The organism is Emticicia oligotrophica DSM 17448, assembly GCF_000263195.1.
Classification (GTDB): Bacteria; Bacteroidota; Bacteroidia; order Cytophagales; family Spirosomataceae; genus Emticicia; species Emticicia oligotrophica.
Window position 1 is genome coordinate 2380037 of record NC_018748.1, and the last position, 16001, is coordinate 2396037.

General features: G+C 36.4%; 12 protein-coding genes. 5 read left to right on the forward strand and 7 right to left on the reverse strand.

Annotation, left to right across the window (positions count from 1 at the left end; genetic code table 11):
• Positions 1 to 53 precede the first annotated feature (53 nt).
• On the reverse strand, positions 54 to 497 hold the full coding sequence (locus EMTOL_RS09880) for a DUF4296 domain-containing protein (RefSeq protein WP_015029140.1): 444 nt from the start codon (positions 495 to 497) through the stop codon (positions 54 to 56).
• Positions 498 to 556: 59 nt separating this feature from the next.
• On the opposite strand from EMTOL_RS09880, the gene EMTOL_RS09885 reads away from it, so the two are divergent.
• Genes EMTOL_RS09885 through EMTOL_RS09895 form a run of 3 tightly spaced genes read left to right on the forward strand, consistent with a single transcriptional unit; the run spans position 557 to position 2832 of the window.
• Complete coding sequence (locus EMTOL_RS09885) at positions 557 to 1420, forward strand: DUF58 domain-containing protein (RefSeq protein WP_015029141.1); 864 nt, start codon at positions 557 to 559, stop codon at positions 1418 to 1420.
• Between the two features lie 27 nt (positions 1421 to 1447).
• A complete protein-coding gene (locus EMTOL_RS09890; RefSeq protein WP_015029142.1) occupies positions 1448 to 2365 on the forward strand; it encodes a hypothetical protein in 918 nt (305 codons plus the stop codon).
• Positions 2366 to 2406: 41 nt separating this feature from the next.
• Positions 2407 to 2832 carry a molybdenum cofactor biosynthesis protein MoaE gene (locus EMTOL_RS09895; RefSeq protein WP_015029143.1) on the forward strand — a complete coding sequence of 142 codons (426 nt, stop codon included), beginning with the start codon at positions 2407 to 2409 and terminating at the stop codon, positions 2830 to 2832.
• Here EMTOL_RS09895 and EMTOL_RS09900 read toward each other — a convergent pair whose 3' ends face one another.
• The 4 genes from EMTOL_RS09900 to EMTOL_RS09915 form a co-directional block, all read right to left on the reverse strand.
• Positions 2833 to 4194, reverse strand: coding sequence for a T9SS type B sorting domain-containing protein (locus EMTOL_RS09900; RefSeq protein WP_015029144.1), 1362 nt, complete (start codon positions 4192 to 4194; stop codon positions 2833 to 2835). It lies immediately after the preceding gene.
• 222 nt (positions 4195 to 4416) lie between these two features.
• Complete coding sequence (locus EMTOL_RS09905; protein ID WP_015029145.1) at positions 4417 to 4977, reverse strand: NTP transferase domain-containing protein; 561 nt, start codon at positions 4975 to 4977, stop codon at positions 4417 to 4419.
• Entirely contained in the window at positions 4974 to 5456 is a 483-nt protein-coding gene (gene moaC, locus EMTOL_RS09910; RefSeq protein WP_015029146.1) for a cyclic pyranopterin monophosphate synthase MoaC, read from the reverse strand. The genes EMTOL_RS09905 and moaC overlap by 4 nt, the downstream gene beginning before the upstream one ends.
• Positions 5457 to 5583: 127 nt before the next feature.
• Positions 5584 to 7494: a RecQ family ATP-dependent DNA helicase gene (locus EMTOL_RS09915; protein WP_015029147.1), complete on the reverse strand. Its 1911-nt coding sequence runs from the start codon at positions 7492 to 7494 to the stop codon at positions 5584 to 5586.
• 260 nt (positions 7495 to 7754) lie between these two features.
• Here EMTOL_RS09915 and EMTOL_RS09920 point away from each other — a divergent pair, with 260 nt between their 5' ends.
• Together EMTOL_RS09920 and EMTOL_RS09925 are read left to right on the forward strand one after the other, a co-directional pair.
• Positions 7755 to 10448, forward strand: a complete 2694-nt coding sequence (locus tag EMTOL_RS09920; protein WP_015029148.1) for a T9SS type A sorting domain-containing protein — start codon at positions 7755 to 7757, stop codon at positions 10446 to 10448.
• A gap of 121 nt (positions 10449 to 10569) precedes the next feature.
• A complete protein-coding gene (locus EMTOL_RS09925; protein ID WP_041693503.1) occupies positions 10570 to 11874 on the forward strand; it encodes a D-alanyl-D-alanine carboxypeptidase/D-alanyl-D-alanine-endopeptidase in 1305 nt (434 codons plus the stop codon).
• 16 nt (positions 11875 to 11890) lie between these two features.
• Here the strand turns inward: EMTOL_RS09925 and EMTOL_RS09930 are convergent, their stop codons facing one another.
• Positions 11891 to 12640 carry a sterol desaturase family protein gene (locus EMTOL_RS09930; RefSeq protein WP_305953214.1) on the reverse strand — a complete coding sequence of 250 codons (750 nt, stop codon included), beginning with the start codon at positions 12638 to 12640 and terminating at the stop codon, positions 11891 to 11893.
• Between the two features lie 469 nt (positions 12641 to 13109).
• Positions 13110 to 15956, reverse strand: coding sequence for an excinuclease ABC subunit UvrA (gene uvrA, locus EMTOL_RS09935; protein WP_015029151.1), 2847 nt, complete (start codon positions 15954 to 15956; stop codon positions 13110 to 13112).
• Between the last annotated feature and the right edge of the window lie 45 nt (positions 15957 to 16001).

Genomic DNA, 16001 nt, shown 5'->3' on the forward strand with positions numbered 1-16001 from the left:
ATTAAATAGGTTTATTTTATCTGATGAGTTTTAGCTTGGATAAGATGTATATGTCAATAAGCCAATTTTTTCTTTTTCTTCAATTCTTCAATGTTTTTAATTACCTGCTCATAAAGCTTAGTCATTTGTTCGGGGTTGGTTACATAATAATTATAACTTGCTCTATAACGGGCGGTATCGGTTTTATATTTCGCCATAATTTGTTGCTCATAAAATTTATAAACAACCTTGGTCGAATCATAGGCTTGAAACGATAACCTACTTACGCGTGCTTCGGTAATATGAATTTCGGCTAATATTTTGGCCATAGTAGCTTCGTCAATGGCATCTTTGGGCTTACTTGGCTGATTATTACAGCCCAATAATATCAAAATAGTGCCTAAAAGTAAGAATATTTTTTTTGTCAGCATTTTCGGTTTATCTTCGTTTTCGAAATAACGAATTTTTCTCAAAAGAATTTCTTCCAACAAATTACGGAAAAATCTGAGAAAGTCCATAAGTTAAATTTTCTTAATTGACGTTTTTATAGCTAAAAATAAGCATTAGTGTTGAAAAAATGGTAGAAAGCATCATTTCAAAACTGAATAAGTATGAGATTAAAATCCGAAAAGCCGTGAATGGGCACATGCACGGAAACTATCGCTCGGTTTTTAAAGGCTCTGGCTTGGAGTTTAGCGATTTGCGTACTTATCAATATGGTGATGATGTTCGGACGATTGATTGGATTACCACTGCCAAAGGCGATGGTGCGTACGTGAAGATTTTCAAAGAGGAAAAAGAACAAACCGTGTTTTTCATGCTCGATGTGAGTAGTTCACAAGAGGTGGGAAACAGTGGGCGATTAAAAATAGATACTGCCAAAGAAATTTGTGGAGTATTGGCACTTTCGGCTATTAAAGAGGCTGGTCATGTGGGTTTGTATTGTTTTTCAGACCAAAAAGAGCTTTATTTCAAGCCAACAAATGGCATGAAGCATGGCTATGAGCTGATATTAAGTTTGTTTAAAATGAAGCCAATTTCGCAGAAAACCAATATTCCTGCGGCCATTGGTTTTGCCTTAAATATGCTCCGTAGAAAAAGTGTAGTGATTATGATTTCAGATTTTTTGGATAAAGACTATGAGCATAATCTTAAAGCTTTAGCCCGAAAACATGATTTAGTAGTGGTGCATGTCTATGACCAAAGAGAAATAAAACTACCAAGCCTCGGAATTATTCCGGTATTAGATAAAGAGTCAAAACGTACGGTTTGGTTAAATACTTCTTCTCCTTCTTTTAAGCGAGAAATGCGGGAAGTCTTTGAAGATAATCAAAAGCGTTTGGAGACGCTTTGTAAACAACACAATGCTAATTATGTGGCAATTGATTCGAGGGAAGATTATGTGCCCAAACTTATTCAATTATTTAGGGTAAGAAAATAGCCACTCAGAAAGTTCGATAATTAATCAATGTCAATTAAAAATCTCTATAAAAATCAGTTAATTTTTGCTAATATTATCAGCTATTTGCTAATAACTGGCTTGTTTTTTAGTGAAATCTGTCACGCTCAAAAACCAGTCGGGAAATTCCAGACTGATAGTATTGAGCTCGGACGCCCCATTGATTATACATTAAGTTTTCATCATAATCCTGCCGCAGAAGTTTTCTTTCCTGATACAACCTATAATTTTTATCCTTTTGAGATAATCCGACGAAATATCTTTCAAACCTCTACCACCAATGGTGTGAGTGTTGATAGTGTGGTTTATACCTTGGTAACCTTTGATATTACCAAAACCCAAAAGTTGAGTTTACCCGTTTATTTACTTACTAAGCGAGATTGTACGGCGGTTTTTTCGCAGCCAGACTCGGTTTTTTTAAAAGAAATGATAAAAACGGGTGTTGATTCACTGCAAGTAAAACCGCAAACAAATCTGATGGCTCTTTCACAGCAAGTGAATTATCCGCAAATTTTTACTTACTTATTGGGGATTTTGGGACTGGTCTTGTTGATTTATGCTTTATTTGGTAGGTATATTCGCAAACAGTATAAGTTATTTTTATTTAGTCGCCGACATAAGGATTTTCAGGCCAACTATAAAAAACTTAGTCGAGCTACTTTGGATGATGTAACCATTGGAAAGGCATTAGTTTTATGGAAAACTCACTTAGAATGGCTTGAAAAACGCCCTTATACTTCTTATACAACCAAAGAAATTATTTTGCGTTTGCCGAGTGAGCGTTTAGAAGAAGCTCTTAAAGAGGTAGATAGTGCCATTTATGGTGGAATTTTATCCACACAAATGCCTTTTGCCATGAATGTTTTGCTCGAAAAAGCTACTGAACTTTACAAAAAACGTAGAGAAGAACTTGCTGCAAGTTTATAATTCTAAAAAGTTTTTGAAGGTTTTATCAATCTAATTAAACCATGGCTCAATTAATCGAAATTATATTATCAGATACCACGCTCAACGAACAAGCATGCCTTGATTTTGTTAAAACTGATGATTCGGGTGGCATTGTAACTTTTGTAGGTACGGTAAGAAATCAGACCAAAGGAAAACGTGTATTGAGGCTCGATTTTGAAGCGTATGAACCAATGGCTATTTCAGAAATGCGAAAAATTGCGGAGCAAGCCGTTGAAAAGTTTTCTTTAAAAAAAATCGCTATTTATCATCGAGTAGGTAGCTTAGGCATAGGAGAAGTTCCTGTGGTTATTGCTGCCGCTGCTGCTCATCGTGGAGCTGCATTTGATGCTTGCGAATATGCTATTGACACACTCAAAGAAACGGTGCCTATTTGGAAAAAAGAAATTTTTGAAGATGGTGAAGTATGGGTTTCTGCTACGCCATAATTATCTAAGTAGGGTAATTTTACCAATAATCTCATTTTTCTCATTCCCTTGACTCTTGGTTATAAGTCGATAAGGATAGGTTCCTGACAGATAATTTTCTCCATTCCAAGTGTCTTTGATACTCGTAAAGGTGGTAATTAGTTTGCCTTTTTGGTCATAGATACTAAAACTGATAAGCTTTTCATCGTCACCAAAAATCGAAAAAGTATCATTGATACCATCATTATTTGGTGAAAAAGCTAATGGTATAAAAATAAAAATACTTGATAGACAAGGTTTAAGCGTATTTTTAAGACAAATTTTATTCGAAATGAAAGCAGTTTCGTTGGAGGTGAATTTTATTTGATAGCAATTTTCTTGGTTACATTTAATTGTTGTATCTGAATATCTCAACTCTCCATAGGGCAATTGAATACTTTCATTTTTTAGTACCATAAAATCTTTAATCACTGCTGGTTTAGCTTCTTGCCAGCGTAAATCATTGGAGTTTTCGGTAGGAGTCACCTCAAAATCAATATCACAAATTTCCTTCGATATGTTGTTTGGGAAACAATTATTTTCGAGTTTAATAGAATAGCACACGTTTTTTGCCGAATTCTCGAAAGTAATTTTCTGAGTACCTAATTCTCCAGATTTGGCCGTTATGAGTGAATTATTGCCCAAAACTTTCACATCTTCCCCCGATACATTATTGAACGTAAGGCTGTAACTTTCAGGACCAGTTTTTTCAAGTAAATTTATTTGTGGTTGAGTACTCTTCGGGAATATAATATCTACTACGCTTTGTTTAGTACAAAACTCAACTTCATAGTGAGCCTCAACACTTACTTTTCTATCATTGGTATTAGTGTAAGTGTGTGAGATAACCGTAGTAGGTAGTTTTATCTTTTCAACTGGATTTCCATCGCCCCAATTAATCAAGCAATAGTCATAAGGAAGTGTACCTGGCTTTTTATTATCAATGATTTCGAGACTAACTTTTTTATCACAAATTTTAGGTCTAAGAATAAGCTTGTTCGTGTCAAGTACTGTTACCACTCCACATACACGGAGTTCTTTACCATCTTCTTTCCGATAAGTAATTTGCATTAATTTATAAGCACCGGGGGCAGAATATGTAAAAGTAGGTACTTCAGTGGGGTTTGTTGGAGGGCCGCCTTTATAATCATAGATAAACTTATGTCCAGTAGCAACACTATCATTTTTACTGATTTCTACAGTAAATGGCACACAACCAATCATTATCTTAGCATTAAGCGACCCCGAACCAATATTTGGTCCATAGCATTGGTCGTTGTTTTGAGCCAAGCTTTTAATGGATAGTAAGATTACCCAAACTATATATAAATATTTTCGTTTCATTCTGCCTAAATGGGCAAAGATAGGTTAGTTTAAATAGGTTAAAATAAAAATTTGTTGTTATAAATTTTTGAACCGCAGATAGCACAGATTTCCTAATGCTAATTTTTGTAAATTTTATTGCATTTTTAGCGAAAATTAGTTTAATCTGCGTGCCATCATTTTTAATTACGAAGGTATTTTATATTTCTGATAATAAATACGCTAAACAAGCACAATAAATAACTATTCTTTGGTCAAATGGTTTTTTACTTGCTTAAATTCTTCTGGTGTATTGGCATTAGTAAGAAATGTGGAATCAGGCAAGTGAATAGTAGTGATAGAATTATTTTGAAGAAAGTTTTTGGGGCTTTGGGCTCCCGTTTGTGCGTAAGCAATTAGCAGTGGGTAAGCCTGTGGTTCGTAAATTGTAAAGAGTGGGTCGGGTGCATTAGTCGCTGGGTTGAAGAAAGCGGTTGCTATCTTATTAGGATTCCTATGGTTAATAAGTAATTCAAAGGATTTTTGATTGAGAAAAGGCATATCACAGGCCATCACGAGCCATGCTGTTTGTGAATCCTTTTCGAAGGCCGATAGTATTCCTCCCATGGGCCCTAACTGGTATTCATCGATGATGGTATTTTGAGAAAAAACTTGTTCGACTCGGCAAGAATAATATACTTCGCTACAATATTTTTTGGCTAGTTCTAATAGATATTCTCGTTGAGGTTTGCCATGATATTCAAGCAAACCTTTATCGCTACCCATACGAGAGCTTCTTCCACCAATGAGTATGAGCCCTTTCAATTTTCTTCTAATTTAAAATCTTTTTTGCCGCCAGTTTTTTCAATCAAGCGTGTTTCTTTGATAATAATATTGTGAGAAAACGCCTTACACATATCATAAATGGTCAATGCCGCCACACTCGCTCCCGTTAAAGCTTCCATTTCTATGCCTGTTTTACCCGTTAGAGAGGCTGTACATTCAATAACCACCTCTTTTTTTTCATTGACAGAAATATGAATTTGACAGTTTTCAAGGCCAAGAGGGTGGCAAAGTGGAATTAAATCGCCAGTTTTTTTTGCTGCCATCACACCTGCAATGATTGCGGTTTGAAATACTGGGCCTTTTTTTGTATGAATTTCTTCGTTGGTAAGCCTTTCTAAAATGGCATCATCTAAAACTACTATGCTTCGAGCCTTGGCTGTTCGGCGGGTAATAGCTTTTTCGCCTACGTCAACCATCGAAGGATTTCCTGCCGCATCTATATGTGTAAAGTTTGACATTTATTTCTATTTATAATGGATGTTGAAGGTATATAAAATTTAAGGTTAATAATCTAATAATTACAAATAACTCCCCAATCTTGTTCTGAATAAACTGAATTTATTCAGTGAATGAAGATATAAGGTTTTACACGCCCACACGCTCAACGATTCCTAATTCTGTAAATCTAATTTCTTCGTTTTCAATCATTTTTCTGATTACTTCTTTTACAAAATATTTATTATTAAAAAACTGATAATCAACAATTTGATTGACTGGTGCTGGAATAATATCTAAAATTTTTTGTCGATATTTTGCGTAAACTTCTATCGGAACAGGCCATTCTTGCTTTTTTTGCTTCAAACAATTATCACAGATACCACAAGTGTAGTTCGTAAATTCATTGAAATACTCTTGTAACATTTGTTGTCGGCATCGACGCCTATCTTCTACAAAACGCACCACCGCAGCTACTTTTTCTAAATCTCTTTGTTTACGACGTTGAATTTCTGTCACATTGATAGCTAAGTGCTTCGCATCTTGTCGAGCAGTAAGAAAGGTTAGTTGTGGAATAGTCTTTTGTTTCTGATAAGTGATAATACCTACCTGATGCAAATAGTCCAACATTTTTTCGATTTCGGCGGCACTTCCAAAGAAATATTTTCCGATGGTAGCTTCAGAAATGCTCACATAGCTTGCAAACAAATCACCGCCATAAATGCGAAGCAATGTTTTAATAAACTTATCGTAACTAGGTGTTTTTATCTGAAATTTATATAATTCGTGGTTATCAACCGTAAATGATATTTTCGATGGACTAAAGTAGGCATCGCTCAATTGAATGAGCCCTTCATCTTGTAAAACTTTAAGCTCATTATGTGTTTCATGAGCGGGCAATCCGAAAGTGCTGACAAAATCTTGGAAATCAAAATCGTAGCTTTCGAAGTTTTCACCGCCAACTGCCAGACGGAAATAGTTTGCCAAAGCCTGATACACCCTTTTTATATTTTCAATGGGTGGATATTTTTGTTCTACCTGTTTAGCAACGTCATCTAAATCGCCTCTTGTATAAAGTAATACCGCAAAAGCTTTTTTACCGTCTCTTCCGCCACGGCCCGCTTCTTGATAATAGGCCTCAAGCGTTTCGGGTAGGTCGAGATGAATTACTACTCGAACATCTGGTTTGTCAATGCCCATACCAAAAGCATTAGTTGCCACTATCACCCGTGTTTGATTACTTATCCAAGCTTCTTGTTTTTTGAAGCGTTCGGGTGTTGAGAGCCCTGCGTGGTAATAATCAGTACTTATTCGATTTCTATTGAGCCAGTCAGAAATTTCTTTTGTACGACGCCTACTACGTACGTAAACGATGGCTGTTCCTTGTACTTTTTGTAGAATTTCAAAGAGTTTTTTCTCCTTACTTTCTTCACAAAAGACTGAATAAGAGATATTTGGTCGGGCAAAACTTTGTTGAAAAACTTGTGGATTTTTAAGGGATAGTTTTTCAATGATGTCTTGTTGAGCCTCTTTAGTTGCAGTAGCTGTGAGTGCAATGGTTGGTGCGTTACCCGTAAACTTTCTGAATTCTGGAATCTTTAGGTAGGGTGGGCGGAAGTCATACCCCCACTGTGAAATACAGTGAGCCTCATCAATCACAAGTAGGCATACTTTCATTAGTTTCGTGCGAACCTGCATGATTTCGGTCAGCAATCGTTCGGGCGAAACATACAAGAATTTAAAATCGCCATAAACAAAATTATCGAGAGTATAGTCGATTTCGTTTCGGTGCATACCCGAATAAATGGCAGCGGCTTTTACACCTCGTTTACGTAGCTGCTCTACTTGGTCTTTCATGAGTGCCACCAAAGGTGTGATGACAATACAAACACCCTCCATGGCTAAGGCAGGTACTTGAAAGCAAATAGATTTTCCCCCGCCAGTAGGCATCAAAGCAAGTGTATCTTTCTTCGCTAAAACAGAATTGATAATATCTTCTTGTAAAGGTCGGAAAGTATCGTATTGCCAGTATTCTTTTAATATTTCTAATGGGGTCTGCATCGCTAAATACAAAAACTTCGTCTTTGACTACAAAGATAAAAGTGTAGTAAGTTGAAGTGTGTGAAATTTTTGATTTTCTTAATTACTACAAGCCGACACAATCAATGATTTCATCGTTATTTACATATAATCACTCAACAAAAGTATTAGAAATTACGTTAGAATTGATATATTGTAAAATATTTAAAGAGCAACCCTATTACCTTGGTTTACGTATATTTAAGAGAGCCTGACAAATCAGAAGATTAACGTTTAAAATTATGAGAAAAATTTACCTATCTGTCTTACTATTATTAATGGTAATGTCAGTTTTTGCCCAAACAAAGGCTAAACCACGCCACAATGATATAAGTCCATCAAACCCTGATAAAATTGAATTTATGAAGGGTAAAATGATTGTTTGCCCTGGTATTTTTGAAGATGCCAACACTTTTGTGCCAATGGCTAAAGAAGTAGAAGAAGCTCTTAAAGGTCAGAAAGCTCGTGGAGCCGCTGCTGCTAAAACTACATTTATCGTAACATATAATGGTTTTTCTCCTGCTGCACAAAGAGCATTTCAAGCGGCGGTAGATATTTGGGCAAATTTAATTAGTTCTCCTGTTCCTATTCGAATTACGGCTACTTGGAGGGCTATTGATAGTGGAAATACTGGGGGGACAATCTTAGGGCAGGCTTCTCCAGCTGATTTTACTCGAAACTTTCCTGGTCAACAACGTTACAATACTTGGTATCCGATTGCCTTGGCGGAAAAAATAGCTGGGCAGGAACTTAACTCAATAAATGACCCAGATATTACAGCAGAATTTAATAGTTCTGCACCATGGTATTTAGGAACAGCGGCTCCAGGTGCGAATCAGTTTGACTTCACTTCGGTTGTTTTACACGAACTATGTCATGGACTTGGTTTTACCGCCTCTCTTCGTGTGAATAGTACGAATGGACAATGGGGTTTCGGTACGGGTTCTCCTTTTGTGTATGACCATTTTGTAGAGAACGGTACTGCACAGTTGCTGATTAATACTGCCAATTTCGCTAATCCGTCAGTTCCTTTAAAAGATCAAATGACAAGTGACAACTTGTTTTATAATAGTCCTACTGCAACAAATTCAAATAATGGAGTAAAAGCGAAAATCTATGCTCCAAATACTTACCAAGCTGGTTCAAGTATTTCACACGTAAATGATGCAACGTATCCATCAGGTAATCCAAACTCATTGATGACTGCCTCTGCAAGTTTGCGTGAGATTATCAGAGACCCAGGCCCGATTGTCAAAGGTATTTTTGCCGATATGGGTTGGAAAGGCACTTCACTTTTGCATACAAGAGTAAAAAATATTGAGAATACAGTTAGTAAGGTAACAATCAAGGCTACAATTACGAGTGATACGACTTTAGTGGCTGGCTCGGCAAAGGTATTTTATACAGAAAATGATACCTTAATGACTAATGCAAAGCCATTGAATTTGGTAAGGATTGGCAATACAAACGACTACTCTGTGGATGTACCAATTACGAAAACACCTTCAATTATTAGATACTATTTAGTGGTTGAAGATGATTATAAGCGTAAAAATACAGCACCTGCTGAAGCTCCGACAAAAGGATATTATGGTTTTAGTGTAGGTAATGCTGACGTAACCGCACCTTTTGTAACGACAAACCCGCCAACAGTGGTGCCAACCAATGGCTTAGTAGATATTTTTGCTAATATTGAAGATAACTTCGAGCATGGTATTGATACTGTTTATGTTGAGTACAAACTCAATGGTGTTGACCAAAAACCTTTTGGTGTAAAGAAATATAATCCACTCACTGATGATAAAGCTTATTCACAAGGACGTAATGATGCTTTTTCTTATTTAGCAAAAACACCTTTTGGTTCATTGAAGCAAAATGACCGTGTACTTTATAGAATTGTAGCAATAGATAAGTCGAAAAATAAGAATAAGACGGTGCTTCCAGCTTACTTAAATACTCCGGGTACGAATGTAGTACCAACACCCGATTATTATGAGTTTATCGTAAGTGATTTAAAAACCCAAACACCAGTAACAGTTTATTTGAATACTTTTGATACCGCCAACGACGACATTGCTGGTATTGGAGGTTGGGGTATTGCACAGCCAACAGGTTTTACAAATGGTGCTTTGCATTCTGCACACCCTTATAAAAATGGAGGAAACGAAGACTTACAGTCAAATACGATTGCATTATTGAGAATCCCTATCCAATTAAAACAAGATTTAGATTCGGCAACAATAACTTTTGATGAAGTAGCTTTGGTTGAGCCAGGAGAATCAGGTTCTACATTCGGTGATTCTAATTTTTATGATTACGTAGTGGTTGAAGGGTCGTATGATGGTGGTGCATCATGGATACCGTTCGAAGATGGATATGATGCTTCGAGAGATGCTAGCTGGGAAAAAGCTTTCAATAGTGCTGGAGTTAATGGTACATTTATAGGAGCCGATGGCAAGTCTTATCAGTCTTCAGATTCGAGAGGAACGGCAACTTCAGCTTTATTTAAAACTCATACGATTAAAATGCTTTCATCGGGTGATTTTGCCGCTGGAGATGTAGTTTTAATTCGTTTTAGACTATTTGCTGATGAATTAACTTATGGATGGGGCTGGGTTATTGATAACCTGAAAGTTCAAGTACCGCCACCACCACCAGTTTTAGCAACCGAACAAAGTGCTGAACGAGTACTGACACTTACGCCAAATCCGAGTCCAGATGAAATCTTGATTTCAACAAATTTGGCAAAACCAGGCCGTGTTAAAATGGAAGTGCTTAGTTCGAAGGGGGTAAAAGTCATGGAAAGAGAGTTTTTACCTGAAGTAAACACTTTCAATCAGAAAATTGATTTGAGAGACCTCACCGTGGGTACATATATGGTTAGATTATATACTGAAAACGGAGTTGTTGTAAAACGCTTTGTAGTAAATAAATAATCAATCAATCGCTTCATTTAGCCGTAGAAGTTTGTTTTGAGCTTCTACGGCTTTTTGTTTACCCAAAGTTTCTGTAAATTGGGGCATATAATCGTATTTTCTCAATAAGCTCATGATATTTATGCGTAAAGTTTTAGTAATCATATTTGTTTCATTCATTAGCATTTCTTGTAAAACCTCACAAAATATTTATAGTAAATCGCCTTATGCCAAGATGATTGATACATCGAGTATCTTATCGCAGAGTATGACGGGCATGGCTTTGTTTGATTTGAGTGAACAAAAGATGATTTTCGAACGTAATGCAAGTCGTTATTTTACTCCCGCATCTAATACTAAGCTTTTTACTTTTTATGCATGTCTAAAAACACTTAGCGATTCAATTCCTGCTCTTCGCTATGAAATTAAAGCTGATTCTTTGATTTTTTGGGGAACTGGCGACCCAACTTTCTTTCATCCAGATTTGACAAGCACCAAGACTTTCGACTTATTGAAAGCCTATAAACATACGAAAAAGTTCTATTTTTCAGATGGAAATTTTACTAATCCTTATTTTGGTTCGGGTTGGGCTTGGGATGATTATAATAGCTATTATACCGTAGAGATGTCACCGCTACCAATGTATGGTAATATTGTGCGTGCAAAAGTCGAAAATGGCGAAATAAAGCCCCAACCAAGTATTTTTGAAAATACGTTTTATAAAAAAGATACAGGATACGAAATAGAAAGAACACCAGCCGATAATCAGTTTTTATTACCTAAATCGCTGTTGAATAAGCCTAATTATCAGCAAGATATTCCCGTTAAAACCTCAACGGCTTTAACTCAACAACTATTGATGGATACTTTGCGTAGAAATGTGAGTTTATTAAAAATCCCAGTTTCTACTACCGCAAAAACTATTTATAGCATGCCTACTGAGCCTGTGTATAGATTAATGATGCAAGAAAGCGATAATATGCTCGCCGAACAGTTGCTTTTACTTTGCGGAACAACACTAAAAGACTCAATTAATTCTTCATTTGTGATAAAATCAATCAAAGAAAAATACTTGCAAGACTTGCCTGATGCTCCGAAATGGGTCGATGGTTCGGGGCTTTCAAGATATAATTTATTTACGCCTCGTTCGATTATAAAGCTTTTGGAAAAAATCTACGCCGAAATTCCTCAAGAAAAACTGTTTTCTATCATGGCTATTGGCGGAAAGGCTGGTACGGTGAAAAACATGTTTAAAACCGAGGGAGAACCTTTTGTTTTTGCCAAGACAGGTTCGTTGAGTGGCGTGTATAATTTAAGTGGCTATTTAATTACAAAGAAAGGCAAAATCATGTTGTTTAGCTTAATGAATAATAACTTCACGAAACCAACAAGCGTAGTAAGGAAAGAAGTAGAAAAGATTTTATTGGAAGTAAGGAATAGGGAGTGAAAACTCCCCATTTTTTTTAATGCTTGATTGCTTTCAAGGCTTCTTGACGAAGCTTTTGTGCTGTATGAAACTCTCCAGTGTGGCTCCAGCCCGGTGGCATAAATATATAAGCTATTTTATTTTTAAGGCCAGGTGCCGAACGTACATCTTTCCAAAGACTAAGAATCTCACCAAAATACACATCAGTAAAACTGTTTGCATCTATCGGACGAGTGATACCATAATCTACTGGTACTTGCTCTTCTTCTTTTTGATAAGTTTTGAAAATTATATCCCAAACATTAATAATCGAACAAAAGTTGGTGTCCATGTATAAAGGGTTCCTACCGTGATGTACACGGTGGTGTGATGGTGTTAGAATAAATCTTTCTAGGAAACCTAATCTAGCGTTTTTAAGACTTCGCTCACTAATATGCACAAAAGCTCCCCAAATGCTATCAATAATCATAATTGTAAAAAGCATGAGCGGCTGTACGCCTAAAAGCATACAAAACATAGCTGCGAAAAACTCAGTGTAGAGGTTTTCAACAAAAAAAGTAGTAAGCGTGATAGACGCGTTTAAATCTTCTGAGGCATGGTGCACAGAATGGAAACACCATAATAGGCGGACTTTGTGCGTCAGGTAGTGTCGAATAAAATTATTTAGTTCATATACCAAATAGCTGTATATAAACCAATACCACGTTATACTTGTATGAATAATGGCATACTTTTGGAAGATACCTATCGCAATAAGTAATACAGAAATACCTATTAATCTGCTCATTACTCTATTAGTAAGAATAATGAGAAATGGCACCTTATAGCTCTCTTTTCTGAACCCATGTTGAATGAACAACCATAGAATTTCAAAAATAATGATTAAGGGAGTAATAGGGGAAATGAATGTGAGAAAGCCCTCAAAGGTTAGTAATGCGTGATAATTGCCGGAATGGATGATATCTACCAAACCATTAATTCTAAAAAAAATTAAAAGTTCACTAATTAAATCTTTAATTATACTCATTATAAGGAAAAGTGATTAGAAATACAACAGCAAAGTAACTATTCTTTAATAGTTACAAAATCGTTTAAACTTTAAATACTGACGTTTTTAGTTAGGAAAAGGTTGGATGACTTTTGCTTATTTGACATAAAAATAAGCAAAAGTAACTTTTGAGTAACTGATGATATGTAGTTTTTGTAACTAAATTAATAAATTTTAATCTTTATTAATGAATTATTGGGTGAAATAGTCAATTTTTTAATTCCTCTTTAAGGAAATAACCTGTATAACTACCTTTTACCATTGCTACTTGTTCGGGTGTGCCTTCGCCTACAATAGTACCGCCTTTACTACCTCCTTCTGGGCCAACATCAATAATATGGTCGGCTACTTTTATCACATCAAGGTTGTGTTCAATGATGAGTACCGTATTACCCTTATCAGCTAATTTTTGTAAGACTTCAAGTAATTTTTGAATATCACGGAAATGTAAACCAGTGGTAGGTTCATCAAGAATATAAATGGTTTTGCCTGTATCTTTTTTCGAGAGTTCTTCTGCTAGTTTTACTCGTTGAGCTTCTCCTCCCGAAAGTGTAGTGGCGTGCTGTCCGAGCGTAATATAACCCAAACCTACCTCATTAAGAATTTGAACTTTTCTATTAATTTTCGGAATGCTCTCAAAAAACTCAACTGCTTGCTCAACGGTCATATCAAGCACATCAGCAATTGATTTTCCTTTGTATCTTACCTCTAAAGTTTCACGATTGAAACGTTTTCCTTTACAAGTTTCACAAGCTACGTGTACATCAGGCAAAAACTCCATTTCGATTTTTTTCATTCCTGCTCCTTCACAATCCTCACAACGGCCACCTTTTACATTGAAAGAAAAACGACCTGGCTTGTAACCCCTAATTTTTGCTTCAGGAAGCTCAGCAAAAAGCGTTCGGATTTCTGAAAACATACCTGTATAGGTAGCAGGATTACTACGTGGTGTACGACCAATCGGACTTTGGTCAACTTCAATAACCTTATCTAAATGCTCTAAACCTTCAATGGCTTTATGAGAAAGAGGCTCTCTTTTGGCGTTATAAAAGTGTTTATTTAGTACAGGAAATAGGGTTTCATGAATCAAAGAAGACTTTCCACTTCCACTCACACCTGTTACACAAATCATTTTACCCAAAGGTAGTTTCAGCGTAACGTTTTTTAGGTTATGACCAGTAGCTCCTTTGATAACTAAAAATTTGCCATTTCCTTTACGGCGTTCGGCTGGAATTTCAATTTTTGAGCGTCCACTCAAATAATCAGAGGTAATACTGCGATTCTCTATAAATTCTTTCGGTGTCCCTTTACCGACAATTGTACCCCCATGACGTCCAGCCCCCGGCCCTATATCAAGAATATAATCTGATTCGAGCATCATGTCTTTGTCGTGTTCTACAACCAAAACCGTATTGCCTAAATCTCTTAAATCTTTCAGTGCTTGGATAAGTTTGACGTTATCTCTTTGGTGTAAACCAATACTTGGTTCATCCATGATATAAAGTACACCAACTAATTGCGTTCCAATTTGCGTAGCCAAACGAATACGCTGTGATTCTCCGCCTGACAGTGTGCGTAATGGACGATTTAGGGTAAGGTAATCTAATCCAATACCCATCAAGAATCCAATTCTTTTGCGAATTTCTTTCAAAATCTCCTTGGCAATAACATTCTGGCGGTCAGATAAGCGGGTTTCTAAATCAGTGAACCATTCCGATAATTCTCGGATGTCCATTTCGGCTAATTCAGCAATATTTCTTTGGGCAATTTTAAAGTGTAGTGACTCCTTTTTTAATCGTTGTCCTTCGCAATCTGGACAAGTCTTAATAACCAAAAAATCACGAACCCATTCTTGAATTTTATCATTATCTGAATCTTGCTGACGTTTCAAAAATGTAATTACGCCCTCGAATGTAGAGTTCCATTCGGTGCCGGGATATTTTTTTGATGGAACAGGCAGTGGCGTTTCACTACCATAGAGAATTGTTTTGAGTGCTTCTTCTGGAATTTTCTCAATAGGTGTTGAAATATTTGATTTGTAGGCTTTCAAAATTACTTCTATTTGCTTGAAAATCCATAAATCACGGTATTCTCCTAATGGGGCGATTCCACCACGTGTAATACTCAAACTACGGTCAGGCATAATTGACTCTTCCGTAATTTCTTCGATAGTACCTAAACCATTACAAGTTGGACAAGCTCCATAAGGAGAGTTGAATGAAAAACTGTTAGGAGAAGGGTCTTCGTACGAAATTCCCGATTCGGGGTCGGTGAGATTTTGTGAAAAATATTGTGTTTGGTTATTGCTATCCAAAAGCATCATAGAGCCCTTGCCTTGTTTTAGGGCAATTCCTACCGATTGACTCAAGCGATAGCGGTCTTCGATTTTTGGAACAACTCTATCAATAACAATCTCAATATCGTGAATTTTATAGCGGTCGAGTTGCATTTTAGGATTAATATCGAGTATTTCTCCATCAACTCGCACCTTCGTAAAACCTAATTTTGCAATCTGTACAAAAAGCTCACGATAATGACCTTTACGCCCTTTTACGATTGGAGCAAGTAATATAACCTTCTGATTTTCAAATTGTTGAAGTATTTGGTCAATGATTTGGTCTTGCGTTTGCTTAACCATTCGATTGCCAGTTATATAACTAAAGGCCTCACCAGCACGAGCATAAAACAAACGTAAGAAATCATAGATTTCGGTGGTAGTGCCAACAGTTGAACGAGGGTTTTTAGAAGTTGTTTTTTGTTCAATAGAAATAACTGGCGAAAGCCCATTGATTTTATCTACATCGGGGCGTTCCATATTTCCAATAAAACTACGAGCATACGCCGAAAAGCTCTCCATGTAGCGGCGTTGTCCCTCAGCATAGATGGTATCAAAAGCCAAAGATGATTTACCGCTGCCCGAGATACCCGTAATTACCACTAATTTATTACGTGGGATAATTGCATCAATATTTTTGAGATTGTGTTCTCTCGCACCTAATACTTCTATTTGTTCGTAGCCCGTTAGGTCTATGTCGTTCAGTTTTTTATCGCTCACTATTTTTTTGCCTTTTTTTATACAAAGATAACGAAAAAAGCGGGG